This is a genomic window from Microvirga medicaginis, from assembly GCF_052658925.1.
Genome location: NZ_JBQWEL010000003.1, coordinates 289,326 through 314,184, shown reverse-complemented (window position 1 = coordinate 314,184; position 24,859 = coordinate 289,326). Strand labels below are relative to the sequence as shown.

The following is a 24,859-nucleotide window of genomic DNA, read 5'->3' as shown; positions in this document are numbered from 1 at the left end:
CGGGGCGGAAAGGCGCGTCCATGAAGCTGACGCGCCTTCGCATTGCGGGGTTCAAGACCTTCGTCGAGCCGACCGACTTCCTGATCGAGCCGGGCCTGACCGGCGTGGTCGGGCCGAACGGTTGCGGCAAGTCCAATCTGGTGGAAGCCTTGCGCTGGGTTATGGGCGAGAACTCCCATAAGAACATGCGCGCCACGGGGATGGACGACGTCATCTTCTCCGGCTCCGGTGGACGCCCGGCCCGTAACTGGGCCGAGGTGATGCTCACCATCGACAACATGGAGCGCACGGCGCCTGCCGCCTTCAACGATACGGATATCCTTGAGATCTCACGCAAAATCGAGCGCGAGGAAGGCTCCACCTACCGCGTGAACGGCAAGGAAGTGCGCGCCCGCGACGTGCAGATCCTGTTCGCCGATGCCGCCACCGGCTCCCGCTCTCCCGCCCTCGTCCGCCAAGGCCAGATCAGCGAAATCATTTCGGCCAAGCCCCAGGCCCGCCGCCGCATCCTGGAGGACGCCGCCGGTATTGCCGGCCTCCATGCCCGCCGCCACGAGGCGGAGCTGCGCCTCAAGGCCGCCGAGGACAACTTGGTCCGCGTCGAGGACGTGATCCGGGAACTCGAGAGCCAGATCGAAAGCCTGAAGCGCCAGGGGCGCCAAGCCTCCCGCTATAAGAACCTTTCTGCCGAAATCCGCCGCCTCGAAGCGCTGATGTACGCCATCAGCTATGCCGATGCGCGGGAGCAGGCGGCCACCGCCGAACGCCAGGTGGCGGAAGACCTCAAGGCGGTCGCGGACCTCACCGAGGAGCAGACCCGCGCCGCCACCGCCCAGGCCGTTGCGGCCCATGGCATTCCCGCCCTCCGGCAGGCCGAGGCCGAGGCTGCTGCGGCCCTGCAGCGCCTGACCCATGCCCGCAACGAGCTCGAATCGGAAGAGCGCCGCTCCAAGGAGCGTGTGGTGGAGCTGGAGCGCCATATCGGCGACCTGAACCGGGACATCGCCCGCGAGGCCGCCCAGCGCGCGGATGCGGAAGCCACTATCGAGCGCCTGCAGGTTGAAGCGGCCGAGATCGCCCAGACCACGGACGGTGCCGACGATATCCGCGCCGAGAGCGAGGAGCGTCTCCAGGCAGCCGAAGCTGCCTTGGCCGAGGCGGAGGCGGCCTTGAGCGCCCTTCAGGCCCAGACCTCCGATCTCAACGCCCGCCGCGCGGCGCTTGAGCGCTCGGTGCGCGAGGAGATGGAGCGTGCCGCGCGCTTCCGCTCCGAGAAAGAGCGCCTGGAGCGTGAGATCGAGGCTCTTTCCGGCTCTCCCGAGGACGGCCCGCCCATCGACGACCTGCGCGAGGAAATGGCGCTCGCGGAGGAAACCGCACAGGCCTCTGAAGAAGCCGTAATCGAGGCCCGCGAAGCTCTGGCCGCGGCCCGCGAGGCGGAAAACCGTCTGCGCCAGCCCCTCAACGAGGCTGAGCGCAAGGCTCAGCGGCTTGAGACCGAGGTTCTGACGCTTGCCAAGCTCGTCACCTCCGCCACCGGCGATCTCTGGCCTCCGGCTCTTGACCAGATTACGGTCGAGAAGGGCTATGAAGCGGCGCTCGGCGCGGCCCTCGGCGACGATCTCGAAGCCTCCACCAACCCTTCCGCCCCGCACCATTGGGAAATGACCGGCGCTGGCGAGAGCGATCCGTCCCTACCGGAAGGCGTGCGCTCGCTTGCCGATCTCTCCAGGGCTCCCGTGGAGCTGCAGCGTCGCCTCAAGCAGATCGGCGTGGTGAGCAAGGCCGATGGCCTGCGCCTGCGGGGCCTCCTGAAGCCCGGCCAGCGCCTCGTCTCGCAGGAAGGCGACCTGTGGCGCTGGGACGGCTTCACCACGGCGGCGGAAGCCCCCTCCCCGGCGGCTCGCCGCCTCGCCGAGAAGAATCGCTTGGGCGATCTTGAACGTGAGGCCGCCGAGGCCCGCGAGCAGGCCGAGCAGCTGCGCCACGAGGCCGAAGCCGCCCTGGAAACCGTTCGCCAAGCCGCCTCCCGCGAAATGCAGGCCATCGAGGCTGCGCGCCAGGCCCGTCAGGCTCTGGACGCGGCCCGGACCCGCCTCTCTGCCGCCGAGCGCAGGGAAGCCGAGCTCGGTCAGCGTCGCTCGGCCCTGCAGGAAGGCCTGACCCGTCTCTCCGAAAGCGAGGCCGAGGCCCTGGAGCGCGTGCAGGATGCGGAAGGCGCCCTGCAGGATCTGGCACCCGCGCCCGATCTCGAAAGCCGCCTGCTCGAAGAGCGCACCCGCGTGGCCGAGCGCCGGGCAGCGGCCTCGGAGGCGCGCGCCGCTGTGCAATCCCTGATGCACGAAGCCGAGCTGCACCGCCGTCGTCAGGATTCGATTGCTGCCGATATCCGCCTCTGGACCGAGCGCGCCGCCCGCGCCGCCAAGGCCCATGAGGATTTGGGCGAGCGCCTGGAGCGCGCCCAGGACGAGCACCAGCGCCTGCTGGAGGCCCCTGACACCTATCTCCAGCGCCGTCGCGCGCTCATCAATGAGGTCGAGGAGGCTGAGGCCAAGCGCAAGGAAGCCGCCGACCGGCTTGCCGATGCCGAGACGGGCCTTGCCGAGACGGACCGCGCCGCCCGCGCAGCTCTCGAAGCTCTGGCCGCTGCCCGTGAGGCCCGCGCCGGCTCCCAGGCGCGCCATGAAGCTGCCGTCCAGCGTCTGGCCGAGATCACCCGCGCGATTGCGGAGAATCTCGAAACGACCCCGGCAGGCCTTATCGAGATGGCAGGCCTCAAGGAAGCAACCGAGCTGCCTTCCCATAGTGAGATCGAATCGAAGCTCCACTCCCTCAAGGCCGATCGCGAGCGCCTCGGTGCCGTGAACCTGCGCGCCGACGAGGAGCTGACCGAGCTCGAGACCAAGTACACGAGCATCGCCACCGAACGCGACGATCTTGTGGAAGCCATCAAGCGCCTGCGTCAGGCCATCGGCAGTCTCAACCGCGAGGGGCGTGAACGTCTGTTGGCGGCCTTCGACGTGGTGAACGCCCATTTCAAGCGCCTCTTCACCACCCTCTTCGGCGGCGGCACGGCGGAGCTGACCCTGGTCGATTCGGACGACCCGCTGGAAGCCGGCCTCGAAATCCTGGCCCGTCCGCCCGGCAAGAAGCCCCAGAGCATGACCCTGCTCTCGGGCGGCGAGCAGGCGCTCACCGCCACAGCCCTCATCTTCGCGGTGTTCCTCACGAATCCCTCGCCGATCTGTGTGCTGGACGAGGTGGACGCCCCGCTCGATGACGCGAACGTGGAGCGTTATTGTGATCTCCTGGAGGAGATGGCCCGCCAGACGGAAACCCGTTTCGTGGTCATCACCCACAACCCGATCACCATGGCGCGCATGGACCGGCTCTTCGGCGTCACCATGGCCGAACGCGGTGTCTCGCAGCTGGTGTCGGTCGATCTGCAGAGCGCCGAGCGCATTCTTGAGGTGGCCTAAGGCTTTTAACCCCGCCATGCTTCGGCCTTAAAATCGTGTGCGCATTTAGGCCAAGCGCGTCCAAAATCGGCCTTATCGTAGATATTTCAATTACTTAGATGTTTTCAGACGGTCCTTGACAGGGGGGACCCCCGCTCATATGTTGCGCCCAGCTTTCGGGGCTAGGCTTCCAAGCATTTTCCCGTAACGCTTTTTAGGAGATCGCGATGGCGGACCCTACCGGGCGGAACGGCGAAAATGAGCGGAAACCGGATGGTACCGATGATGCTAACCTTTCGGCGAGGCTGAAATCTCTCGACGCACGGATCTCTCAGGCATCCGTGCAGCGCGCTGAGGCTGAACCTCGCAACCGCCAGACGTCCGATTCCCGCGCCATGGGCCAAGCCTTCAGGCTCTCGGCCGAATTCGTCGCAGGGGTCGTCGCTGGCGGGGTCATTGGTTGGCTCGTCGATTACTTCGCCGGGATTTCCCCTTGGGGTCTGATCGTTTTTCTCATACTCGGCTTCTGTGCCGGCATGCTCAACCTCATGCGGGCAGCCGGACTGGTCAAGCGGGCCAAGTATGACGAGAAGCGGTAATCAAAAGCCCGATTTCGATCGCCGAACGGCAGTGGACAACAGCGAGATTTAAGAGCGGATCATGGCGAGCCCGATCGAGCAATTCCAGATCAAGCCCATCATTCCGGCTATCAACTTCACCAATTCGTCGCTGTTCATGCTCGGCGCTGCAGCCGTGATCGTGGGCGGCTTCATGCTGGCGACCCGCAAGCGGGCGCTCGTCCCGGGTCGCGGCCAGTCGATCGCGGAAATCCTGCACGACTTCGTGGCAGGCACCCTCACGGATGCTACGGGCAAGGAGGGAATGAAGTTCTTCCCTCTCGTCTTCTCCCTTTTCATGTTCGTGTTTACGGCGAACATGCTCGGCATGATCCCGGGCTTCTTCACGGTGACGAGTCACATCATCGTCACCTTCGCGCTGGCCATCCTCGTGATCGGCACCGTGGTGATCTACGGCCTCATGAAGCACGGCACCCATTTCTTCGGCCTCTTCGTGCCGTCAGGTGTGCCGGCCTGGCTTCTGCCCTTCATCGTGGTCATCGAGGTTATCTCGTTCCTGTCCCGGCCGGTTTCGCTGTCCCTGCGTCTTTTCGCGAACATGCTCGCGGGACACATCGCACTGAAGGTTTTCGGCGGCTTCGTCGTGGCGCTCCTGGGTGCCGGTGGAGCTCTGGCGATCCTCGCTCCGCTGCCGCTCTTCATGGCGGTTGCTCTCATGGCGCTCGAGTTCCTCGTCGCCGCTCTGCAGGCCTACGTCTTCACGGTGTTGACCTGCATCTACCTTAACGACGCGCTGCACCCGGGCCACTAGGTCTGCGCTCTCGTTACTCCCTCCCCTCCCGGTCACAGCATTACTCAAGGAGTTCACAATGGATCCGGTTGCTTTCAAGTTCCTCGGCGCGGGCCTTGCCTGCATTGGCATGGGCCTCGCCGCCATGGGCGTTGGCAACATCTTCGGCAACTTCCTGTCGGGCGCTCTGCGCAACCCGTCGGCTGCTGACGGCCAGTTCGCCCGCGCCTTCATCGGCGCAGCGCTCGCAGAAGGTCTCGGCATCTTCTGCCTCGTCGTCGCTCTCGTTCTGCTCTTCACCTAATTACAAGACGGTGATCGGGAGGTCGGGGCGCGGCAGGCGTCTCGCCTCGACAAGAGTGACGGCGGCGCCCCGCCGTCATTCGTTGTTTCCAGCGCATCGTGCGGAAAAGTAGAATCCACTTTTCACGTCCGATGCTCCAAGCATCGTGTCGTCAGGTGAGCCCCGGCTCCTCGCGAACACGATGTGGCACTAAAAGAGGATGCGTTCGCTCCGGCTTGCCGGAAAGCGTATGCTCCAGGATTACTCGTCCTTTCAGGATCTGCTCCATGGCCCAGGCTCAGGCTCAGACGACCCACGCCGAAACCCAAGCGCACGGTGGCGCTCACGAGGATGTCGGCTTCCCGCCCTTCGCGACGGAGACCTATGGCGGTCAGCTCCTCTGGCTCGTGATCACTTTCGGGGTGCTCTACACCCTGATGTCGAAGCTGGTTCTGCCGCGCCTGACCGGCATCATCGAGAACCGGCGCGCGATCATCGCCCGCGATCTCGACGAGGCCGCCGCGATGAAGACCCGCGCCGAAGAAGCCGGAACTGCCTATGAGAAGGCTCTGGCCGAGGCCAAGGGCCGCGCCCAGGCTCTCGCGCAGGAGACGCGCGCCAAGCTCGCCGCCGAGAGCGACGCAAAGCGCAAGGCCCTCGAGGCCGACCTCAACAAGCGCCTTGCCGAATCCGAGGCCACCATCACTGCCCGTAAGGCGGAAGCCATGGGCCATGTGCGCGGCATCGCGCGCGATACGGCCAGCGCCATCATCGAGCGTCTGACCGGCAAGGCTCCGGCCCCGCAGGCGGTCGAGTCCGCCCTCGACCAGATCAACGCCTGACCAGGAGGCCTCCATGAGCCATTTGTTCGCCGACGCCGAATTCTGGGTCGCCGTTGCCTTTGTCATCTTCTGGGGCATTATGTTCTATTACGGCGTCCCCGGAAAAGTGCTGAACCAGCTTGATTCCCGCGGCAAGCGCATCGCCGACGAACTCGCCGAGGCGAAGCGCCTGCGCGAGGACGCCGAGAAGCTCCTGAAGGAATTCGAGGCCAAGCGTGCCGCAGCCGAGCGCGAGGCAGCCGACATCGTCTCCAACGCCAAGGGCGAGGCCGAGCGCCTGGCCCAGGAAGCTCAGGAGAAGATGGCCGACTTCGTGAAGCGCCGCACCGCCTCCGCCGAGGCGAAGATCGCACAGGCCGAAGCCCAGGCTGCCGCCGAGGTCCGCGCCGCTGCCATTGATGCCGCCGTCAAGGCCTCCGAGCGCGTTCTGCGCCAGGAGATCACCGGCAACACCGCAGCCTCGCTGGTGTCTCAGGGCCTCAACGACGTGCGTTCGAAGCTCCAGTAAGCCTCTCGCACATCGCCGACGATTTCAAAGGCCGCCCCTCAAAGGCGGCCTTTTTGCTGGAGGCACCATGCTGCTGATTTTCGATTGCGACGGCGTTCTGGTCGATTCCGAGCCCCTCGCGTGCAAGGTCGATGCGGACGTTCTGACGGATCTCGGACTGCCCTACACGGCGGACGACATCGCACGTCAATTCGTCGGCAAGAGCATGAAGGACATGGTCGCGCGGATCGAAGCCGACCACGCGTGCAGGCTGCCGGACGATTTCGCGGAGCAGATCAACCGCGCTCTCTTCGCGCGGTTCGAGACGGATCTGCAGTCAATTGCGGGCGTGCGCGAGGCGATTCTCTCCCTGCCCTATCCGCGCTGCGTCGCTTCCTCTTCGGTTCCGGAGCGGATCGCCCTGTCGTTGCGTGTCACAGGTCTCGCCGATCTGTTCGACAACGTCTTCAGCGCCACACAGGTCGCGCGGGGCAAACCGGCACCGGACCTGTTTCTTCATGCGGCAAGACAGATGGGCGTCAGCCCGGAAGAGTGCCTAGTGATCGAGGATTCGCCCACCGGCGTTCAGGCAGCGCTTGCTGCCGATATGCGCGTGATCGGCTTTACCGGCGGCGGCCATTGCGGGCCGGAACATGCGGACACGCTGCGGCAGGCGGGTGCTTCCATCATCATTGAGCGGATGGCAGAGCTGAAGGACGCTGTGCTGGCCTCCGCGTAACGACGGCGTCATCCCGGACGGAGCGCAGCGGAGATCCTGGCTCGCTAGCAGAATATGGCATCGTCATCCCCGGCCGGGGATCCACGTCTTCATGACTCAGCGGTTCTCAAGACGCGGATGGCCGCAACAAGTGCGGCCATGACGATCAAACCATGATGAAGAGTGTGTTCGCCACACGCTTTCGGGTTCTGCACCGCAGGGCCGGCATGACGAATACCTCCGAAACAGAAATGCCCGGCACAAGGCCGGGCATTTGAGTTTTCGGGAACCTTACTCCGCCGCTTCCGCCACAGGCGCAGGCGGCGTCCACTTGAGGACCGGGTTGCGGGCGGCGCGGGTCTCGTCCAGGCGGCGGCGCGGGGCGTGGTAGGGAGCGCCGGTGAAGCGTTCCTTCTCGCCGTTCTTCGCGGCCATCGCGAGGTCGCGCAAAGTCGCGATGAAGAGGTCGAGGGACGACTTCGATTCGGACTCCGTCGGCTCGATCAGCATCGCGCCGTGCACCACCAGCGGGAAGTACATGGTCATCGGGTGATAGCCCTCGTCGATCATGGCCTTCGCCACATCGAGCGTGGTCACGCCCGTGTCCTTCAGCCATGCATCGTCGAACAGAACCTCGTGCATGCACGGCTTGTCACCGAAAGGCAGCGAGAGGAGATCCGACAGACCGGCGCGGATGTAGTTGGCGTTGAGCACGGCGTCCTCGGAGGCCTGCTTCATGCCGTCCGAACCATGCGAGAGCATGTAGGACAGGGCACGCACATACATGCCCATCTGACCGTGGAAGGCGGTCATGCGGCCGAACGGGGCGGCAGGGCCGCCGGCCTCATTGTTTTGTTCAACCAGCTCGAACCCGTCCTTGCCCACGCGCACAAACGGCACCGGAGCGTAAGGCGCGAGGCGCGCGGAGAGCACCACCGGGCCGGAGCCCGGACCACCGCCGCCATGTGGCGTCGAGAAGGTCTTGTGCAGGTTGATGTGCATGGCATCGACGCCGAGATCGCCCGGCTTCGCCTTGCCCACGATGGCGTTGAAGTTCGCCCCATCGCAATAGAAGTACGCGCCGGCCTCGTGGATCGCCTTCGCAATCTCAACCACCTGCGGCTCGAAGAGTCCGCAGGTATTGGGGTTTGTCAGCATGATCGCGGCGACATCCGGACCAAGACGCTCTTTGACGTCCTCCACATGCACCCAGCCGTCCTCGCGGGCCGGCACCGGCTTCACGACGAAGCCGATGAGCGCGGCGGTTGCCGGGTTCGTGCCATGCGCCGAATCGGGCACGAGCACCACGTTACGCGTCTTGCCCTCGCCGCGCGCCTCGATGGCGGCCTTGATCGCCATCATGCCGCACAATTCGCCATGCGCGCCCGCCTTCGGCGAAAGCGCAACGGCCGTCATGTTGGTGAGAGTGACGAGATAGCGGCCGAGTTCGTTCATGAGCTCCAGCGCGCCCTGCACGGTGGAAACCGGCTGCAGCGGATGCACGTCGGAGAAGCCCGGCAGACGCGCCATGCGCTCGTTGAGCCGTGCATTGTGCTTCATCGTGCAGGAGCCGAGCGGGAAGAGACCGGTGTCGATGCCGTAGTTCATCTGAGACAGGCGCACGTAATGGCGCATGGTCTCGGGCTCGGAGAGACCCGGCAGGCCGATGGCCTCCGTGCGCTCCAGCCCACCGAGGCGCGGCGTGAAGGCCTCCGGCTCGTCGATATCGACGCCGGTGGTGTCATAGCGGCCGATCTCGAAGAGCAGCGGCTCGATTTGCGCCAGCGCCTTGTTGCCGGTGAAGGTCGGATGCGCATTGGTGCCGGTTTCACCGGCGGAAGAGGGACGTCCCTGGCGGTTCAACATCACAGAACCTCCTTCAAGACGGCGACAAGAGCCGCGCGGTCATCATCGGTGTTCACTTCGGTGGAAGCGACGAGCAGCAGATTGTCGAGGCCAGCATTCGGTAGCAGGCGGGAGACAGGCACACCCGCGAGCACGCCTTTCTCGGCCAACCGCTCGACCACTTCAGCCGCAGGCTTTGCGAGCTTCACGGTGAACTCGTTGAAGAACGTCTTGTTGAGAACCTCGACGCCTTTCACGCCAGCCAATTGGTCGGCGAGCTTGATCGCATTCGCATGATTCACGCGGGCAAGGCGCGTGAGCCCCGCCTCGCCGAGCAAGGTCATGTGAATGGTGAAGGCCAGCGCGCAAAGGCCTGAATTGGTGCAGATATTCGAGGTCGCCTTGTCGCGGCGGATATGCTGCTCGCGGGTGGAGAGGGTGAGCACGAAGCCGCGGTTGCCGTCCGCATCCACCGTCTCGCCGCAGAGGCGGCCCGGCATCTGGCGAATGAACTTCGACTGCGTGGCGAAAAGGCCGACATAAGGACCGCCGAAATTCAGCGCGTTGCCGATCGACTGGCCCTCGCCGACCACGATGTCGGCGCCTTGGCTGCCGGGCGAGGCAACGAGGCCGAGCGACACGGCTTCCGTGAACACCGCGATCAGCAGCGCTCCGTGCTTGTGCGCCTTGTCGGCGATGGGCTTCAGATCGCGCACGTTGCCGAACACGTCCGGCGACTGCACGACGACGCAAGAAACGCTTTCGTCGATCTGCGAGAGAATGTCCTCAGTGCCGGAAACATCCGGCTGCATGGTGACGACGCTGTCGCTCGCCATGTCGGAGAGGGTGCGCACCACATCCGCGTAATGCGGATGCAGGCCGCCGGAGAGCACGGCCTTGCGGCGCTTGGTGACACGATGCGCCATGAGCACCGCCTCGCCCGTGCCGGTGGAGCCGTCATACATGGAGGCGTTCGCCACCTCCATGCCGGTGAGCGCGGCCACCTGAGTCTGGAACTCGAAGAGATATTGCAGCGTCCCTTGAGCGATCTCCGGCTGATACGGCGTGTAGCTCGTCAGGAACTCGGAGCGCTGAATCAGATGATCGACAGTGGCCGGAACGTGATGCTTGTAGGCGCCCGCGCCCACGAAGAACGGCACGGAGGAGGCCGGCACGTTCCTGGCGGACATGCGGGAGAGGATGCGCTCCACTTCCCATTCGCCCTTGCGGCGCGGCAGATCCACCGGCTCCTTGAGAAGCAGGCTCTTCGGCACATCGGCGAACAATTCGTCCACCGATTTGATACCGATGCGCGCGAGCATCTCGCTGCGGTCGGTGTCGGAGAGAGGCAAATAACGCATCGGCTAAAAACCTTGGGTTAGTGCGAGGGAACGCCCGCCACCACGATTTCCGTGAGCACGGAATTGGCGATGAAGCATTCCTTGTGAGCGAGGTGATGCATGTCGGCGATCTGTTCAGGACTCGGGCGTTTGTCGCCGGAAAATTCGATCACCGGATCGAGCGTCACTTTGGAGACGAAGAGCTTGCCCTTCTCGTTCGGCGTCATGATGCCGAGAGCCTTGTCTTCGTATCGGTCGACGACGAAGCGCTTCTTGGCGGCAATCGAGAGGAAGGTGAGCATGTGGCAGCTCGACACCGCCGCCACGAACGCTTCCTCGGGATCGATTGCATCTTCGCGGGAGAAGGGCAGCGGCACCACCGATGGCGATGCCGATCCCGGAACCGTGATGCCACCGTCAAACGACCAGACATGTCCGCGACTGTAACGGTTGTCGGAAAAGGCCTCGCCCTCCCCGCGCGTCCAACGCACTGTGGCCGTGTATTCGTGCGACATCGGTTCAGCTCTCTTACGAAATCGACTTCACGAATTCCTGGTACTGCTCTTCGGTCATGAGACCATCGAGCTCGCTCGGATTCGTGAGGCGGATTTTCAGGAACCAGCCGCGACCGGCCGGATCTTCGTTGACCGTGCCGGGGGAGGCTTCGAGGTCGCTGTTGACCTCGACCACCTCGCCGGAAACCGGAGCGTAGACTTCGCTCGCAGCCTTCACGCTCTCGACGACGGCGGCCTCATCGCCCTTCGAGAGTGTCTTACCGACGCTCGGCAGTTCCACGAAGACGACGTCGCCAAGTTGGCTCTGCGCGTAGTCGGAAATGCCGACGATACCGGCATCGCCCTCGACGCGGATGTATTCGTGGTCCTTGGTGTAACGCGTGGTCATGGTGTTCCCCTGGATTAGCGCTTGTAACGATGCGGAGCGAACGGCATGGCGGCCACCTTGGCGGGCAGCGGCTTGCCGCGAACGACGAGATGAAGATCCGTGCCGATGGCGGACACGTCCTTCGAGACATAGCCCATGGCGACCGGGCCATTGACGGTGGGGCCGAAGCCGCCGGAGGTGACGATTCCAACCTCGCGCCCGTCGAGCGTGGTGATCACGCTGCCCTCGCGCGCCGGAGCACGGCCTTCCGGCCTGAGGCCGACGCGCACGCGGGCGGGCCCGTCCTTGATCTCGCGCTGAATGCGCGCGGCGCCCGGGAAGCCTCCCTCCTCGCGGCGGCGCTTCTGGATCGACCAGATCAGGCCCGCCTCGATGGGCGACGTGGTGGTATCGATGTCGTGGCCGTAGAGGCACAGGCCCGCTTCGAGGCGCAGCGAGTCGCGCGCGCCGAGACCGATGGGCTTCACCTCAGGATCGGCGAGGAGCTTGTTCCAAAGCATTGCCGCATCGTCGGCCTTGCAGGAAATCTCGAAGCCGTCCTCGCCCGTGTAGCCGGAGCGGGAAACGTGGACCCAGATGCCATCGATCTGCACGTCGGCGGACATCATGAAGGGCAGATCGGCAACGGCAGGCGCAAGCTTCGCCAGCACGCCTTCGGCGGACGGGCCCTGCAGCGCCATGAGCGCAAGTTCGTCCTTGCGCTTGAGGCTCACGCCTTTCGGCAGGCGCGCCTGGATATGCGCGTAATCGGCATCCTTCATTGAAGCGTTTACGACGAGGTAGAGCCAGCCCTCGTGACCCGGCGCACCGACACGGGTGACCATGAGGTCGTCGAGGATGCCGCCATCATCGGCCAGCAGCTGCGAATAGCGCTGCTGGTTGGGCTTGAGGTTCAGCACGTCCGCCGGGATCAGCGCCTCGAGAGCTTTGGCGATCGTCTCATGGCTCTTGTCCTCGGCAATGAGGAAAGCCTGGCCCATATGGGAGACGTCGAACAGACCCGCATGCTCGCGGGTCCAGTTGTGCTCTGTCAGGATGCCGGTGGGGTATTGCACGGGCATGTCGTAGCCGGCGAAGGGCACCATGCGGGCGCCAAGCGCAACGTGCTCGGCATGAAGCGGTGTTTTCAGAAGCGGCTGGTCGCTATGCGCTGGCTCGGCCATCGGATTCCCTCAAAGGTGCGCGTTTCTTCAAGCCTTGCGGCCCGTTGCTTTGCGCCCCCTCTGTCCCGAGACCTGAGAGATTTCCCAAACCGCTCTAAGCGGCAGGTTACGCCCGTCGGTGGGCGACGCTTATTCCAAGCGTCGCCGCTTTCCAGAGTGCCAGCTCCCACGCGGTCCTTTGGCCTGAGCGTTTCCGGGGCGGTTGCGCCTTCGGCGCCGGGCAAAGCCCGGTCTCTTCCGCGGGGATCATCAGCTTGCTTTAGCTCTGAAGAGGAAAAGCGGTCCTGTCAACAAAGCAGGGTGCCGCAATCAATATCTCCCCGCTTTAATTGACGGCAGGCCTCCGAGCCCTCATGTTAGGCCATCATTCACAGAAGGGGGAAAGCGCGGCCCGATCCGGTCGGCAGCTCCTGGCACCGTTGCTCGAACTGGTCATCGCTCTTGCTCTCGTCGCTCTGAACGGCGTCTTCGCGCTTTCAGAACTCGCCATCGTGTCCGCCCGCAGGCCCCGTCTGAAAGCCATGGCCGAACAGGGCCGCTCCGGGGCCAATACCGCCCTGGCGCTGATGGAGGATTCGGGGCGTTTTCTCTCCACCGTCCAGATCGGAATCACGCTCGTCGGCATCCTGGCCGGTGCGTTTTCGGGCGCGGCCCTGGGCGACAAGCTGACCCAGTTTCTCATAGCGCAAGGCATGCCGGAAGCCGCGGCGGAGCCGCTCGGCTTCGGCCTGGTCATCGGCTTCATCACCTATCTCTCCATCGTCATCGGCGAGCTCGTGCCGAAGCAGCTCGCCCTGCGCCATCCGGAAGGCATCGCCTGCTCCATGGCACCCATGATGCTGGTGCTCTCCAAGGTTGCCGCCCCCGCCGTCTGGCTGCTGAACGCCTCCACCCGCCTGATCTTCAGCCTGTTCGGCCCGTCCTCCGGGGATGAGACGACGGTGACGGAAGAAGAGATCAAGATGCTCGTCGGCGAGGCCGAGAGCGCGGGTGTGATCGAGGAGGAGGAGCGCCGCATGATTTCCGGCGTCCTGCGTCTCGGCGACCGGACGGTGCGCGGCCTCATGACCCCGCGCACTGATGTGGACTGGATCGACCTCGACGACGATGAGGAAACCATCCGCACTCTCTTGATCGAGACCCCTCATTCGCGCCTCCCCGTGAGCGAAGGCTCGCCGGACAACATCATCGGTGTCGTCCAGTCGCGCGCTCTATTGGCGGCCCTCTTGTCGGGCCAGCCGCTCGATATTCGTGCTCAGATCCAACAGGCCCCCGTCATTCCCGATACGCTCTATGCCCTGGATGCGCTCGCGATGCTGCGCGACTCGGAAGTGCCCATGGCTCTCGTTCATGACGAATACGGCCATTTCGAAGGACTTGTGACCCCGGCGGATGCATTGGAGGCCATCGTCGGCGCCTTCCGCTCGGATGGCGAGGCACCTGAGCCCGATGCCACCCGGCGCGAGGATGGTTCCTGGCTGCTCGCTGGCTCCATGCCTGTCGATGAAATGGCGGATATTCTGGGGGTCACCCTGCCCGAACCCCGCAATTATCATACGGTCGGCGGTCTGGTGATCAGCGAATTGCAGCACCTGCCCGCAACGGGCGAGCATGTGGAAATGCTAGGATGGCGCTTCGAGGTGATCGACCTGGACGAGCGCCGAATCGACAAGGTGCTCGCCAGCCCTCTGAATCAGAGGGCCGGCTCCTCAGCTCTCTATTAACCAGGGAAAGCGATGTAGATTAACCGCGCCAGCCCCTGCCGCCGAGAGCAACTTCGATCTCGAAGGAGTTGGCGCGTGACGCAGGCACCACAATGCCGTCTTCCACCACTGCCACGCTCGCCTGCGTGCCGCCGGCCGGAATGGCTGCCACGGCAGCGCGACTGCGATTGGCGATCACGGTCGAGCCATCCGTCACCACGATCTGCACCGGAACGTTGTAGCGGCCCGCGGCGCCACCGACGCCCAGAAGAGCGCGCGCCTCGACACCCACCTTCACGAGGGTGGAGCCATCAGGCTGGCCCACGCATTCGCGGGCGACATTACTGATGGAAACTTGGCTGCGCAGGGCCGATGAGTCGCCGGCGCGGCCGCCGGAATAGGCCTGAATGGCGGAGCCGCCTTCGGCAATGGTGACCGGCGGGCAGTAGACGTCGTCCATCGGCCGGACCTGGGCCGGGGCCTGGATAGCACCGCCGGTTAAGAGCATTTCGCCGATGCCCATGCTGCCGGTCTCACCTGAACCAGCGCATCCAGCCAGAACGGAGACGCCCAGCACGGCAAATGCCAGACCGGCCTTCGCACCCGAACCCTTACCCATGCAAATCCCCCAGATTGTCTCTTACTGACCTTACGGCAGAGCATCGAAGCCGGTCGCGAATCCATTCAGCGACACGGGAATACCGATGCCCTCCTCAGGCGTCTGGAACACGATGAAGGTTGCGGACTGCCCGGTCTTCATCTGATTAATGAGATTATCTTCCATGACAACCTCGGCGACGCAACCCGTAGCCAGGCAGCGCACGAATCCAGCCCGGCCGATATCGGTCTGGTCGATCTTCAGGCCCAGGCCGGACGGCAGGAGGATACCAAGGGGCGCAACGACGCGAAGAAGCCGGCTTTTGCCGTCGGCGGTTTTCAACACAATAATGACGAGCGTGACATTCGGACGATCTTCCGCGACGACATTCTGCACGAGAGCGCATTGCTCGGCAGTGGCTCCCGCAGGAGTCTCGCAGCGCATCTGCCAGTCGCCATAGGTATTCTTCACCATGCCTTGGGCATTGGCGCCAGCTGCGGCGGCGAAGGTCGAAAGACCCAGGAATGCTGCCGCCCCATAGCGGACCCATCGTGACACGCCCATCGGTTTCTCCTTCTTGAACCTTTTCAAGGGCAGCGGCGCGGCCGCTTCGATCCCAATCTTTGGCCTGTTGGGACCATGGTCGGGGCCATAATGTCAAGCGAGAGGGGATAAGTGGGGATCACAAACGCTTTTGGCGGTTATGACGCACAAATTGCGACCTTAGCACCGTTGCGCTTCGGCGCATCCTGTGGTCTTTGACATACATCAAAGGTGATGGCGCAAGCCGGGCGCCGCTATTCGCACGCCCGTATCATCCCCTTTATGCTTTCGTGGCCGCCCGGCCATCATAATCTTAGGAGCTTTGGAACGCCGATGCGGATCGAGACTGGACGTCGATCGGTGACCGCCCTCTCCACGGCAGCGGTCGCACTTGTGTTGGGCATAAGTGAGGCATGGGCCGCCGCAGGCCGCCCCTCCCCTTGGGAAACCGGCATGCAGGAGATGGTGACCGAGTTGGGACAGAGCGTGTCCAACTTCCACACTTACCTGGTTTGGCTGATCGCCGTGATCTGCCTCTTCGTGCTGGCGCTGCTTCTCACGATCGTCGCCCGTTTCAACGAGCGGAAGAACCCGGTTCCTTCCAGGACCACGCACAACACGCTCCTCGAGGTGGCCTGGACCATCGTTCCGGTGCTGATCCTCGTGGCCATTGCAATCCCCTCCTTCCGCCTCCTGCGCCAGCAGCTGGTTCCGCCGCAGGCCGACGTGGTGATCAAGGCCACCGGCTATTCCTGGTACTGGGGCTACGAGTATCCGGCCGATCAGGGCGGCTTCAAATTCGACTCGAACATGATCACCGAGGACAGCGCCCGCAAGCCTGACCAGCCGCGCCTGCTCGGCGCCGACAACGCCATGGTCGTGCCGGTCGGCAAGGTCGTGCGCGTTCAGGTGACCTCGGCGGACGTGATCCACTCCTTCGCGCTTCCGTCCTTCTACATCAAGGTCGATGCCGTTCCGGGACGCCTGAACGAAACCTGGTTCAAGGCCGACAAGGAAGGCGTTTATTACGGCCAGTGCTCGGAGCTCTGCGGCAACGGACACCCCTACATGCCGATCGAAATCCGCGTCGTGAGCGAGCAGCAATATGCCGCTTGGCTCGCCGAGGCGAAGCAGCGTTATGCTTCCACGGAAGACACGACACCGATCAAGTTCGCGAACGCTCAGTAATTTAAAAAGCAAGGACCATAGAGGTCTCATCATGGCACATGCAGCTGATGCCGCTCACGCGGATCACCACGATCATCCCGGCTTCTGGCGCCGCTGGTTCTATTCCACGAACCACAAGGATATCGGCACTCTCTACCTCCTCTTCGGCTTCACGGCCGGCATCATCGGCGGTCTTCTGTCGATCGGTATGCGCCTGGAACTCCAGGAGCCCGGCCTGCAGTTCTTCTCCAATCCGCAGGCGTTCAACGTCTTCGTGACGGGTCACGGCCTCATCATGGTGTTCTTCCTGGTGATGCCCACCCTCATCGGCGGCTTCGGCAACTGGTTCGTCCCGCTTATGATCGGCGCGCCGGACATGGCCTTCCCGCGCATGAACAACATCTCGTTCTGGCTCACCGTTGCGGCCTTCGGCCTGATGCTCTGCTCGCTCTTCGTCGAAGGCGCTCCGGGCTCGCTTGGCTTTGGCGGCGGCTGGACAGTGTATCCTCCGCTCTCGACGGCTGGTCATCCTGGTCCTGCGCTCGACTTCGGCATCCTGGCCCTGCACCTTGCCGGTGCATCCTCGATCCTGGGCGCGATCAACTTCATCACCACGATCCTCAACATGCGCGCTCCAGGCATGACGCTGCACAAGATGCCGCTCTTCGCTTGGGCCATGCTGGTGACCGCGTTCCTGCTGCTTCTCTCGCTGCCGGTTCTCGCAGGCGCGATCACGATGCTGCTCACTGACCGCAACTTCGGCACGACCTTCTTCGATCCGGCCGGCGGCGGTGATCCGGTGCTCTACCAGCACCTGTTCTGGTTCTTCGGCCACCCCGAAGTGTACATCATGATCCTGCCGGCCTTCGGCATCGTGTCGCACATCATCTCCACCTTCTCGAAGAAGCCGATCTTCGGCTATCTCGGCATGGCCTATGCCATGGTGGCGATCGGCGTCGTCGGCTTTGTCGTGTGGGCTCACCACATGTACACGGTCGGCCTCTCGTTGCAGACCCAGGCCTACTTCGTGTTCGCCACGATGGTGATTGCGGTTCCGACCGGCGTGAAGATCTTCTCGTGGATCGCTACCATGTGGGGCGGCTCCATCCGCTTCACGGCGGCCATGCAGTGGGCGATCGGCTTCGTGTTCCTGTTCACGGTGGGCGGCGTCACCGGCGTCGTGCTCGCGAACGCTCCCGTCGACCGCTACATGCACGACACCTATTACGTGGTGGCTCACTTCCACTATGTGCTGTCGCTCGGCGCCGTGTTCGTGATCTTCGCAGCCGTCTACTACTGGTTCCCGAAGATCACCGGCTACGTGCTGCCCGAGTGGATCGGCAAGGTGCATTTCTGGATCTCCTTCATCGGAGCCAACGTGCTGTTCTTCCCGATGCACTTCCTCGGCCTATCCGGCATGCCGCGCCGTTATGCGGATTATCCGGATGCCTTCGCCGGCTGGAACCTGGTCTCCTCGATCGGCGCCTACATCTTCTTCGCGGGCGTGATCTTCTTCACGATCGGGGTGATCTACGCTCTCATCCGCAAGGAGAAGGCTGCCGGCAATCCGTGGGGCGAAGGTGCGACGACGCTGGAATGGACCCTGTCCTCTCCGCCTCCGTTCCACCAGTTCGAGACCCTGCCCCGCATCGTCGAGACGGGCCACTAATCGGCTGAGCCGGGCGGCAAACGCCGCCCGCTCCTCCCCCGAGGGCTTCGGCAAGCGAAGCCTTCCGGCGAGGAGCTGACATCGAGAGGCTCTCGAGCCTCATTCTTCAGCGTTTCGGAAGATCATCAGTATGAACACCCTGTCGAACAGTTTGACCGAGACCCCAACCAAGAGCCGAGCCCAAGCTGGCCTCTCACAGGGCGACGTGTCCGACTTCTTCGCCCTGCTGAAGCCGCGCGTGATGTTTCTCGTCGTGTTCACGGCGCTCGTCGGCATGGTCGTCAGCCATCCGAATGTGAATCCCCTCCTCGCTTTCGTGTCCCTGCTGATGATCGCCGTTGGCGGCGGCGCGTCGGGCTGCCTCAACATGTGGTGGGATGCGGATATCGATGCCGTCATGACCCGCACGCGCAAGCGTCCGATTCCCGCCGGCAAGATCCAGCCCAACGAGGCCCTGGCCTTCGGCCTGACCCTGTCCGCCGGCTCGGTGCTCATCTTAGGGCTCGCCAGTAACTGGCTGGCGGCTGGCCTGCTCGCCTTCACCATCTTCTTCTACGTTGTCATCTACTCGATGTGGCTGAAGCGCTCGACACCGCAGAACATTGTCATCGGCGGTGCGGCAGGCGCCCTCCCTCCGGTGGTGGCGCAGGCAGCCGTGACCGGTCATGTGGCGTGGGACAGCGTCATTCTGTTTGCCATCATCTTCATGTGGACGCCGCCTCATTTCTGGGCGCTCGCTCTCGTGAAGTCCGGCGATTATGAACGCGCCGGCATTCCGATGATGCCGAACGTCGCCGGCCCGGATTCCACCCGCTTCCAGATTCTCGCCTACACGGTGCTTCTCGCCCCGCTCGGCATGGCGCCGGTGTTCTTCGGCTTCGGCGGCCTCGCTTACGCGATCATCTCGCTTGTCGGCGGTCTCGGCATGCTGGCCCTTGCAATTCAGGTCTATCGCCTGCGTCAGGGCGAGCCTGCCATGCGCGTGGCCCAGCAGCTGTTCGCCTTCTCGATTCTCTATCTCTTCCTGCTGTTCGCCACGCTCCTTGCGGAGCATGGCTTCGGCTTCTTCCATCCGGTTCTGGGGTGAAGCACATGGCGGACCAAAATTCCTCCTACCACCTCACACCTGAGGAACAGCAGCGCCGCAGGCGGCGTTCGATTGCTTTGGGCCTCACGCTCGGCATTCTCTGCATCCTGCTTTTCGCAATCACGATTGCGAAGCTGGGCCCCCAGGTCCTGAACCGGCCCCTGTGAGTTGAGCATGTCTGAAGCACCGCACACTCAGCGCAAGTTACATCGCACGGCTCTCGCCTGTGCCGGCATTGCCGTGGGCATGATCGGACTCGCCTATGCATCGGTGCCGCTCTACGACCTCTTCTGCAAGGTGACCGGCTTCGACGGTACGCCGATTGCCCGCGACAGCAACAATTCGGACGTTCTGGACCGCACGATTTCCGTGCGCTTCGACGCCAATGTGGCTCCTGGTCTGAAGTGGCGCTTCTCGCCCGAGAAGCCGGAAATCACGGTGAAGCTCGGCGAGACCACGACGGTCATGTACAAGGTCACCAACACGGGCGACAAACCTGCCACCGGCATTGCGACCTACAACGTGCAGCCGGATCTCGCAGGCACCTACTTTTCGAAGCTCGAATGTTTCTGTTTCACCGAGCAGACCCTGCAGCCGGGCGAGAGCCTGGAATCGGCGGTCGTGTTCTATGTCGATCCGCGTCTGACGCAGGATTCCGACGTGAAGGACCTCTCTTCCATCACCCTCTCCTACACCTACTTCCCCTCCAAGGCGGGCAAGCCGGTGGCGGAGGCGACATCATCAACCCAACCCACCGTTCAATAAGGAACGTGACAAGCGGGACAGAAACGTCTTAAAGCGAAGTCACATTCGAGGCACGGAGACGACACGAAATGGCCGAGGCCCACGCCAAGAACCACGATTACCACATCATTGATCCGAGCCCGTGGCCGCTCATCGGCTCGATCAGCGCCTTCCTGATGGCCTCCGGGTTCGTGACCTGGTGGAAAGATATCCACATCGCCGGCATGGCTATCGGCGCCTTCATCTTCGGCGCAGGCATCATCGGCGTGCTCTACACCATGATCTCCTGGTGGAGCGACGTTGTGCGCGAGGCCAATACCGGCTCGCACACCCGTGTGGTTCAGCTCCATCACCGCTACGGCATGATGATGTTCATCGCCTCCGAGGTGATGTTCTTCGCGGCCTGGTTCTGGGCCTATTTCGACGCAGCTCTCTATGCCGGCGATCCGCAGCTCTACTCGCGCGTCGAGGCTCTCGGCGGCGTGTGGCCCCCGAAGGGCATCGAGACCTTCGATCCCTGGCACCTGCCCCTGCTCAACACCCTGATCCTGCTGACCTCCGGCACCACGGTGACCTGGGCGCACCATGCTCTGCTCGAGAACGACCGCCAGGGCCTCAAGGCTGGCCTGTGGCTCACGGTCATCCTCGGCATGATCTTCACCTGCGTGCAGGCCTACGAGTACAGCCATGCTGCCTTCGGCTTCAGCGGCAACATCTACGGTGCCACCTTCTTCATGGCGACGGGCTTCCACGGCGCACACGTGATCATCGGCACGATCTTCCTGGCCGTCTGCCTGCTGCGCGCCTATCGCGGCGACTTCTCGCCCAAGCAGCATCTCGGCTTCGAGTTCGCCGCTTGGTACTGGCACTTCGTTGACGTGGTTTGGCTCTTCCTCTTCGCCTCCATCTATGTGTGGGGCTTCGGAGGCCACGCGGCGGGTCACTAAAGCCGCGCACGAAACTTGTTTTACGGGGGCGGCTTTCGAGCCGCCCTTCGCTTTTCGGCCTCTCCTCACCATCTGACGAGAGGTCTGCTCACGGAGAACCATCGTGGCCCAAGATCAATCCGCTCCCTCGCCTGTCATCACCGGCCTCAAGGGCCTGTGCCCCCGTTGCGGCAAGGGCCACCTGTTTCAGGGCTTCCTGAAGGTGCGCCCGAAATGCGAGGTCTGCGGTCTCGATTTCGCCTTCGCCGATTCGGGAGACGGCCCCGCCTTCTTCGTCATGTCCATCGTCGGCATCGTGGTGATTGGTCTCGCTCTCTGGGCCGAGTTCGCCTTCTCCCCGCCGATCTGGCTCCACCTCGTCCTGTGGTCTGCCTTGAGCATTATCTTGAGCCTTGCGCTCGTGCGACCTTCCAAGGGCGTTCTGGTGGCGCTTCAATATCACCACAAGGCCGAGGAAGGGCGCATCCAGAAGTGAGTGCCGCCAGCCAGCACAAGGGCCGCTCGCTCCTTCTGCCGACGCTCGCGACCCTCATTGCCCTTGCGATCCTCATCGGCCTCGGCACTTGGCAGCTCCAGCGCAAGGCCTGGAAGGAGAGCCTGATCGAACAGATCGAGACCCGCGCCTATGGCGAGCCGGGCTCGATCGTTCCCGAAGCGGAATGGACCACTTGGCGTGCGGACCAGGATGAGTTCCGGAAGGTTCGCGTCACGGGCACCTTCCTGCACGACCTCGAGGCGCCGGTCTATGGCCTCGCTCCCGGAGCGCGGCAGGGCGCGCCCGTCCAGGGCTATTACATCCTCACGCCGCTCAAGCTCGCCACGGGCGCCATCGTCATCGTCAATCGCGGCTTCGTGCCCGCGGATCTGAAGGATCCCGCCACCCGCCTACAGGGTCAGCTGCAAGGCGATGTGACCATCACGGGACTCGTCCGGGCGCCCGAGGCGCGCAACGCCTTCACGCCGAAGGATGAGCCGCAGAAGAATCTCTGGTTCGCCCGCGATCCCCAGGCCATCGCCGACGCCCGCAAGCTGGAGCGTGGCGCCCCCTTCCTGATCGATGCGGATGCGACGCCCAATCCAGGCGGCTGGCCGCGCGGCGGGCAGACACAGCTCACGCTGCCCAACAACCACCTGCAATACGCACTCACCTGGTACGGCATCGCGCTCACCCTCGTCGGCGTGTTCGGGGCCTTCGCCTGGAAGCGCATCAAGGGGTGATGCTGCTCCAGAAGCGGCTTGCCGCAATCGGCCGCTCCTCCTATTGTCCCGCCGCATTTCCAGGAGATTGATCGTGCTCCATGTCTCGACCCGCGGGGAAGCTCCCGCGCTTGGCTTTTCCGATGCGCTTCTGACCGGCCTTGCGAGGGACGGCGGCCTCTACATGCCTCAAACATGGCCGAGCCTCACGGCGGACACGATCAAAGGCTTTGCCGGGAAACCCTACGCAGAGGTCGCCAAGGCCGTGCTCGGCCCGCTGGTGGACGGCGATATTTCCGAGGCCGATCTCAGCCGGATGATCGACGAGGCCTATGCCTCGTTCCGCCACGCCGCCGTGTGCCCGCTGACGCAGCTTGGCGACAATCTCTTCGTGCTTGAGCTTTTCCACGGCCCAACGCTCGCCTTCAAGGATGTGGCGATGCAGCTGCTCGGTCGCCTCATGGACCATGTGCTTAAAAACCGCGGCGCCCGCGCCACCATCGTCGGCGCGACCTCCGGCGATACGGGCAGCGCCGCGGTCGAGGCTTTCAAGGGCCTCGATCAAGTTGATATCTTCATCCTCTACCCGCATGGCCGCGTGTCGGACGTGCAGCGCCGCCAGATGACGACGGTGGCTTCGCCGAACGTGCATGCGCTCGCGGTCGAAGGCACCTTCGACGATTGCCAGAACATGGTGAAGGGCATGTTCAACAACGCCCGCTTCCGCGACGAGCTGCAGCTTTCGGGCGTGAACTCCATCAATTGGGCCCGTGTCGCGGCGCAGGCCGTGTACTACTTTACCGCAGCCGTAGCCCTCGGCAGCCCGCACCGCCCCATCTCCTTTTCTGTGCCCACCGGCAATTTCGGCGACATTCTCGCAGGCTGGGTCGCCAAGCGCATGGGCCTGCCCATCGACCGCCTGATGATCGGCACCAATGCCAACGACATCCTGGCGCGCACGCTGAGTTCCGGCGCTTACGAGATCAAGGGCGTCGAGCCCACGACCTCGCCGTCGATGGATATCCAGATCTCCTCGAACTTCGAGCGCCTTCTGTTCGAATCCTATGATCGCAACGGCGAAGCGATCCGCCGCCTGATGGCAAGCCTTCACCAGTCGCGCTCCTTCATGATCGAAGCAGCTCCCCTCGCCCGGATCCGCGAGGAGTTTTCGGCCGAGGCCGTAAATGAGGCGAAGGTCATGGACGAAATGGCCCAGACCTATCGCACCACAGGCTATGTGCTCGATCCGCACAGCGCCGTCGGCATGTGCGCTGGCCGCGCGCTCTTGAAAGAAAAGCCTGAGGTGCCGGTCGTCGCGCTGTCCACTGCGCATCCGGCCAAGTTCCCCGATGCGGTCGAGCGCGCCACGGGCATTCGCCCCGCACTTCCGCCGCACATGGCTGATCTGATGGAGCGTCAGGAGAGCTTCTCGGTTCTCCCGAATGATCAGGCTGCGGTAGAGCGCTTCATTCGCGAGCGTGCCCGGGCCATCAAAGGCGCATCTGCATGAACGAACACTTCGTCCGCGAGAAGCGGGTCGACATCACAAGGCTGTCCAACGGCCTGACGGTCGCGACCGAGCGCATGCCGGAAATCGCCACCGCCACGCTCGGCGTGTGGGTCGGCACCGGATCGCGGAACGAGCAGGCGCATGAGCATGGCCTCTCGCATCTCATCGAGCACATGGCCTTCAAGGGCACGGCACGCCGGTCCGCACGACAGATTGCGGAAGACATTGAAAACGTGGGCGGAGACATCAACGCCGCGACCAGCGTCGAATATACGAGCTACACCGCACGCGTGCTCGGCGAGAACGTGGACGTCGCTCTCGACGTGCTCGGCGACATTCTCATCAACTCCGTGTTCGATGAAGCAGAGCTGGCGCGTGAGAAAGGCGTGATCCTGCAGGAATACGCCGCCGTCGAGGATACGCCGGACGACCTGATCTACGACGCTTTCATGGAAACGGCCTTTGCGGGCCAGCCTGTGGGCCGCCCGATCCTCGGCCCCCCCGACACGATCAGGAGCTTCGACGCGGACACGATCCGCGCCTTCCTCGCGCGCGAGTACATTCCCGCGAAGATGGTGCTTGCCGCAGCCGGCAACGTGGACCACGCGCAGATCGTGGATGCCGCCGAGCGCCTCTTCGGCGCGATGCCCGCGACCGAGATTCGTGCACCGGAAACCGGATACTACACGGGCGGCGAGCGGCGCATTGCGCGCAAGTTGGAGCAGGCCAACATCGTGCTCGGCCTGCCAGGCCTTTCGTTCAAGGATCCCGGTTACTACGCCACGCATCTCTTCGCCCATATCCTCGGCGGAGGTCTGACCTCTCGTCTCTGGCACGAGGTGCGTGAGACGCGAGGCCTCGCCTATTCCATCGACTCCTTCCACTGGCCCTTCTCCGATTGCGGCCTCTTCGGCATCGGCGCTGGAACGGCGGCGTCAGATGTAAAGGAGCTCACGAAGGTCACGCTCGACTGCATGCGCCAAGCCACGCAGGATATCAGCGAAATCGAGATGATCCGCGCCAAGGCGCAGATGAAGGTGGCCTTGCTGACGGCTCTCGAGACGCCGGGCGGGCGGATCGAGCGCATGGCGCGCCAGCTCCTCTCCTGGGGGAGAATCGTGGGCAGCGATGAGATCGTGAAGAAAGTGGACGCCCTCGATCAGGAGCATGTCCGTGAAGCGGGTCGTCGCCTCCTGCAGGGCAATCCGACCGTGGCGGCCATCGGCCCCATCAAAGGCCTGCCCTCTCTGGAGGCCATCATGGCGGTCATGCGCGGCTGATTTCCTT

Annotated in this window: 25 protein-coding genes and 1 riboswitch; of the genes, 18 read left to right on the top strand and 7 right to left on the bottom strand. The window is 63.8% G+C overall.

Annotated features, from left to right (window positions below):
• Window positions 1–20 precede the first annotated feature (20 nt).
• The 7 genes from smc (at window position 21) to ACUXUR_RS06635 (ending at window position 7,177) form a co-directional block, all read left to right on the top strand.
• Window positions 21–3,479: a chromosome segregation protein SMC gene (gene smc, locus ACUXUR_RS06665; RefSeq protein ID WP_445501559.1), complete on the top strand. Its 3,459-nt coding sequence runs from the start codon at window positions 21–23 to the stop codon at window positions 3,477–3,479.
• Between the two features lie 206 nt (window positions 3,480–3,685).
• On the top strand, window positions 3,686–4,057 hold the full coding sequence (locus ACUXUR_RS06660; protein WP_445501558.1) for an AtpZ/AtpI family protein: 372 nt from the start codon (window positions 3,686–3,688) through the stop codon (window positions 4,055–4,057).
• 61 nt (window positions 4,058–4,118) lie between these two features.
• Window positions 4,119–4,847 (top strand): F0F1 ATP synthase subunit A, encoded by a 729-nt coding sequence (locus tag ACUXUR_RS06655; protein WP_445501557.1) that lies wholly within the window; start codon window positions 4,119–4,121, stop codon window positions 4,845–4,847.
• A 58-nt stretch (window positions 4,848–4,905) separates the two neighbouring features.
• A complete protein-coding gene (locus ACUXUR_RS06650) occupies window positions 4,906–5,130 on the top strand; it encodes a F0F1 ATP synthase subunit C (RefSeq protein WP_009764739.1) in 225 nt (74 codons plus the stop codon).
• A gap of 266 nt (window positions 5,131–5,396) precedes the next feature.
• Window positions 5,397–5,951 (top strand): F0F1 ATP synthase subunit B family protein, encoded by a 555-nt coding sequence (locus ACUXUR_RS06645; protein WP_445501556.1) that lies wholly within the window; start codon window positions 5,397–5,399, stop codon window positions 5,949–5,951.
• Between the two features lie 13 nt (window positions 5,952–5,964).
• The gene (locus ACUXUR_RS06640) at window positions 5,965–6,459 is read left to right on the top strand and encodes a F0F1 ATP synthase subunit B family protein (RefSeq protein ID WP_445501555.1); all 495 of its coding nucleotides are present in this window, start codon (window positions 5,965–5,967) and stop codon (window positions 6,457–6,459) included.
• Between the two features lie 67 nt (window positions 6,460–6,526).
• Entirely contained in the window at window positions 6,527–7,177 is a 651-nt protein-coding gene (locus ACUXUR_RS06635; RefSeq protein ID WP_445501554.1) for an HAD family hydrolase, read from the top strand.
• Window positions 7,178–7,447: 270 nt separating this feature from the next.
• Here the strand turns inward: ACUXUR_RS06635 and gcvPB are convergent, their stop codons facing one another.
• The 5 genes from gcvPB to gcvT are packed head-to-tail and all read right to left on the bottom strand — an operon-like array spanning window position 7,448 to window position 12,407.
• Window positions 7,448–9,022, bottom strand: a complete 1,575-nt coding sequence (gene gcvPB, locus ACUXUR_RS06630; protein ID WP_445501553.1) for an aminomethyl-transferring glycine dehydrogenase subunit GcvPB — start codon at window positions 9,020–9,022, stop codon at window positions 7,448–7,450.
• Window positions 9,022–10,362, bottom strand: coding sequence for an aminomethyl-transferring glycine dehydrogenase subunit GcvPA (gene gcvPA / locus ACUXUR_RS06625; RefSeq protein ID WP_445501552.1), 1,341 nt, complete (start codon window positions 10,360–10,362; stop codon window positions 9,022–9,024). Before gcvPA ends, gcvPB begins: the two co-directional genes overlap by 1 nt.
• A 17-nt stretch (window positions 10,363–10,379) precedes the next feature.
• The gene (locus ACUXUR_RS06620; protein WP_445501551.1) at window positions 10,380–10,856 is read right to left on the bottom strand and encodes an OsmC family protein; all 477 of its coding nucleotides are present in this window, start codon (window positions 10,854–10,856) and stop codon (window positions 10,380–10,382) included.
• Window positions 10,857–10,869: 13 nt separating this feature from the next.
• Window positions 10,870–11,244, bottom strand: coding sequence for a glycine cleavage system protein GcvH (gcvH, locus tag ACUXUR_RS06615; RefSeq protein ID WP_116526737.1), 375 nt, complete (start codon window positions 11,242–11,244; stop codon window positions 10,870–10,872).
• 14 nt (window positions 11,245–11,258) lie between these two features.
• The gene (gene gcvT, locus ACUXUR_RS06610) at window positions 11,259–12,407 is read right to left on the bottom strand and encodes a glycine cleavage system aminomethyltransferase GcvT (RefSeq protein ID WP_445501550.1); all 1,149 of its coding nucleotides are present in this window, start codon (window positions 12,405–12,407) and stop codon (window positions 11,259–11,261) included.
• Between the two features lie 161 nt (window positions 12,408–12,568).
• A riboswitch (glycine riboswitch) is annotated at window positions 12,569–12,657 on the bottom strand.
• A gap of 169 nt (window positions 12,658–12,826) precedes the next feature.
• Here gcvT and ACUXUR_RS06605 point away from each other — a divergent pair.
• Complete coding sequence (locus ACUXUR_RS06605; protein WP_445501663.1) at window positions 12,827–14,131, top strand: hemolysin family protein; 1,305 nt, start codon at window positions 12,827–12,829, stop codon at window positions 14,129–14,131.
• Between the two features lie 19 nt (window positions 14,132–14,150).
• On the opposite strand, the gene ACUXUR_RS06600 is transcribed toward ACUXUR_RS06605, so the two are convergent.
• On the bottom strand, window positions 14,151–14,729 hold the full coding sequence (locus ACUXUR_RS06600) for a hypothetical protein (RefSeq protein ID WP_445501549.1): 579 nt from the start codon (window positions 14,727–14,729) through the stop codon (window positions 14,151–14,153).
• 30 nt (window positions 14,730–14,759) lie between these two features.
• Window positions 14,760–15,272, bottom strand: a complete 513-nt coding sequence (locus ACUXUR_RS06595) for an invasion associated locus B family protein (RefSeq protein ID WP_445501548.1) — start codon at window positions 15,270–15,272, stop codon at window positions 14,760–14,762.
• Between the two features lie 312 nt (window positions 15,273–15,584).
• On the opposite strand from ACUXUR_RS06595, the gene coxB reads away from it, so the two are divergent.
• The 10 genes from coxB (at window position 15,585) to ACUXUR_RS06545 (ending at window position 24,852) form a co-directional block, all read left to right on the top strand.
• Window positions 15,585–16,439, top strand: a complete 855-nt coding sequence (coxB, locus tag ACUXUR_RS06590) for a cytochrome c oxidase subunit II (RefSeq protein ID WP_445501547.1) — start codon at window positions 15,585–15,587, stop codon at window positions 16,437–16,439.
• Window positions 16,440–16,470: 31 nt separating this feature from the next.
• Window positions 16,471–18,087, top strand: coding sequence for a cytochrome c oxidase subunit I (gene ctaD, locus ACUXUR_RS06585; RefSeq protein ID WP_445501546.1), 1,617 nt, complete (start codon window positions 16,471–16,473; stop codon window positions 18,085–18,087).
• Between the two features lie 130 nt (window positions 18,088–18,217).
• On the top strand, window positions 18,218–19,174 hold the full coding sequence (locus tag ACUXUR_RS06580) for a heme o synthase (RefSeq protein ID WP_445501545.1): 957 nt from the start codon (window positions 18,218–18,220) through the stop codon (window positions 19,172–19,174).
• A gap of 5 nt (window positions 19,175–19,179) precedes the next feature.
• Window positions 19,180–19,341 carry a hypothetical protein gene (locus ACUXUR_RS06575; RefSeq protein ID WP_165820001.1) on the top strand — a complete coding sequence of 54 codons (162 nt, stop codon included), beginning with the start codon at window positions 19,180–19,182 and terminating at the stop codon, window positions 19,339–19,341.
• A gap of 7 nt (window positions 19,342–19,348) precedes the next feature.
• Entirely contained in the window at window positions 19,349–19,939 is a 591-nt protein-coding gene (locus tag ACUXUR_RS06570) for a cytochrome c oxidase assembly protein (protein ID WP_445501544.1), read from the top strand.
• 68 nt (window positions 19,940–20,007) lie between these two features.
• Window positions 20,008–20,865: a cytochrome c oxidase subunit 3 gene (locus tag ACUXUR_RS06565; RefSeq protein WP_445501543.1), complete on the top strand. Its 858-nt coding sequence runs from the start codon at window positions 20,008–20,010 to the stop codon at window positions 20,863–20,865.
• A gap of 103 nt (window positions 20,866–20,968) precedes the next feature.
• The gene (locus ACUXUR_RS06560; RefSeq protein ID WP_445501542.1) at window positions 20,969–21,340 is read left to right on the top strand and encodes a DUF983 domain-containing protein; all 372 of its coding nucleotides are present in this window, start codon (window positions 20,969–20,971) and stop codon (window positions 21,338–21,340) included.
• A complete protein-coding gene (locus ACUXUR_RS06555) occupies window positions 21,337–22,083 on the top strand; it encodes an SURF1 family protein (RefSeq protein ID WP_445501541.1) in 747 nt (248 codons plus the stop codon). The genes ACUXUR_RS06560 and ACUXUR_RS06555 overlap by 4 nt, the downstream gene beginning before the upstream one ends.
• 73 nt (window positions 22,084–22,156) lie before the next feature.
• On the top strand, window positions 22,157–23,572 hold the full coding sequence (gene thrC, locus ACUXUR_RS06550) for a threonine synthase (RefSeq protein WP_445501540.1): 1,416 nt from the start codon (window positions 22,157–22,159) through the stop codon (window positions 23,570–23,572).
• Window positions 23,569–24,852 carry a M16 family metallopeptidase gene (locus ACUXUR_RS06545; RefSeq protein ID WP_445501539.1) on the top strand — a complete coding sequence of 428 codons (1,284 nt, stop codon included), beginning with the start codon at window positions 23,569–23,571 and terminating at the stop codon, window positions 24,850–24,852. Before thrC ends, ACUXUR_RS06545 begins: the two co-directional genes overlap by 4 nt.
• The last annotated feature ends 7 nt before the right edge of the window (window positions 24,853–24,859 follow it).

Coding starts and splice junctions, on each gene's coding strand:
- ACUXUR_RS06580 (WP_445501545.1), top strand. CDS start 18,218: ATGAACACCCTGTCGAACAGTTTGACCGAGACCCCAACCAAGAGCCGA.
- gcvT (WP_445501550.1), bottom strand. CDS start 12,407: ATGGCCGAGCCAGCGCATAGCGACCAGCCGCTTCTGAAAACACCGCTT.
- ACUXUR_RS06660 (WP_445501558.1), top strand. CDS start 3,686: ATGGCGGACCCTACCGGGCGGAACGGCGAAAATGAGCGGAAACCGGAT.
- ACUXUR_RS06565 (WP_445501543.1), top strand. CDS start 20,008: ATGGCCGAGGCCCACGCCAAGAACCACGATTACCACATCATTGATCCG.
- ACUXUR_RS06595 (WP_445501548.1), bottom strand. CDS start 15,272: ATGGGCGTGTCACGATGGGTCCGCTATGGGGCGGCAGCATTCCTGGGT.
- gcvH (WP_116526737.1), bottom strand. CDS start 11,244: ATGACCACGCGTTACACCAAGGACCACGAATACATCCGCGTCGAGGGC.
- ctaD (WP_445501546.1), top strand. CDS start 16,471: ATGGCACATGCAGCTGATGCCGCTCACGCGGATCACCACGATCATCCC.
- smc (WP_445501559.1), top strand. CDS start 21: ATGAAGCTGACGCGCCTTCGCATTGCGGGGTTCAAGACCTTCGTCGAG.
- ACUXUR_RS06655 (WP_445501557.1), top strand. CDS start 4,119: ATGGCGAGCCCGATCGAGCAATTCCAGATCAAGCCCATCATTCCGGCT.
- gcvPB (WP_445501553.1), bottom strand. CDS start 9,022: ATGTTGAACCGCCAGGGACGTCCCTCTTCCGCCGGTGAAACCGGCACC.
- ACUXUR_RS06640 (WP_445501555.1), top strand. CDS start 5,965: ATGAGCCATTTGTTCGCCGACGCCGAATTCTGGGTCGCCGTTGCCTTT.
- ACUXUR_RS06645 (WP_445501556.1), top strand. CDS start 5,397: ATGGCCCAGGCTCAGGCTCAGACGACCCACGCCGAAACCCAAGCGCAC.
- ACUXUR_RS06570 (WP_445501544.1), top strand. CDS start 19,349: ATGTCTGAAGCACCGCACACTCAGCGCAAGTTACATCGCACGGCTCTC.
- gcvPA (WP_445501552.1), bottom strand. CDS start 10,362: ATGCGTTATTTGCCTCTCTCCGACACCGACCGCAGCGAGATGCTCGCG.
- ACUXUR_RS06635 (WP_445501554.1), top strand. CDS start 6,527: ATGCTGCTGATTTTCGATTGCGACGGCGTTCTGGTCGATTCCGAGCCC.
- ACUXUR_RS06650 (WP_009764739.1), top strand. CDS start 4,906: ATGGATCCGGTTGCTTTCAAGTTCCTCGGCGCGGGCCTTGCCTGCATT.
- ACUXUR_RS06575 (WP_165820001.1), top strand. CDS start 19,180: ATGGCGGACCAAAATTCCTCCTACCACCTCACACCTGAGGAACAGCAG.
- ACUXUR_RS06545 (WP_445501539.1), top strand. CDS start 23,569: ATGAACGAACACTTCGTCCGCGAGAAGCGGGTCGACATCACAAGGCTG.
- coxB (WP_445501547.1), top strand. CDS start 15,585: ATGCGGATCGAGACTGGACGTCGATCGGTGACCGCCCTCTCCACGGCA.
- ACUXUR_RS06600 (WP_445501549.1), bottom strand. CDS start 14,729: ATGGGTAAGGGTTCGGGTGCGAAGGCCGGTCTGGCATTTGCCGTGCTG.
- ACUXUR_RS06620 (WP_445501551.1), bottom strand. CDS start 10,856: ATGTCGCACGAATACACGGCCACAGTGCGTTGGACGCGCGGGGAGGGC.